Source organism: Sporosarcina sp. USHLN248, from assembly GCF_037144575.1.
Lineage (GTDB): Bacteria > Bacillota > Bacilli > Bacillales_A > Planococcaceae > Sporosarcina > Sporosarcina contaminans.
Genome location: NZ_JBBCZC010000107.1, coordinates 1 through 550 on the forward strand (window position 1 = coordinate 1; position 550 = coordinate 550).

General features: G+C 40.4%; 1 protein-coding gene. It reads right to left on the reverse strand.

Features of this window, described 5'->3' with window-relative positions:
- Positions 1 to 146: 146 nt before the first annotated feature.
- Complete coding sequence (locus tag WFH04_RS18125) at positions 147 to 389, reverse strand: hypothetical protein (protein WP_336825723.1); 243 nt, start codon at positions 387 to 389, stop codon at positions 147 to 149.
- Positions 390 to 550: the final 161 nt, after the last annotated feature.

The following is a 550-nucleotide window of genomic DNA, read 5'->3' on the forward strand; positions in this document are numbered from 1 at the left end:
CTTGTCAGACAAGGCGCGAAGTCGAGCGAAGACCCGAATAGAACTTAGGTTCATGAGGGGACGAGCGAGACGAGCAACGCAGTATGCGAGCGTTTGTCAACAAGCTGAAAGAACGCCCGAATAGGACGTTCTTTCTTTATGTTCAATTATTTATTATTAATATAATCCATGCCTTGCTTTGTAATCGCTAAAACGAGGCTCTCTGTTCCTTGACCACTATCCGCCGCGTAATCATTTTCAATAAGGTACTCGATAGCTGCTTTGCTTTGTGCATCAGCTTCTAACATCGCTTTAGGCAAATTATAGCTGGCTCCATTATATGCATAGTGATAATCATACAGGCTTTGCAACAACATATCCGCCATTTGATTTCTTTTCTCATTAGCCATTGGGAATCCCTCCTTGCTAAACAATATACAATAAACAATGAAGAAATTCTTCATTTCAGACTGTAGACAAACACCAGGAATTTTTGGTGTTTGCCTACAGTCTTTTTTCTTTTAAAATAGAAGTAATACTAGAAAAGTTGATTTCCACTGCGGTCGGACGC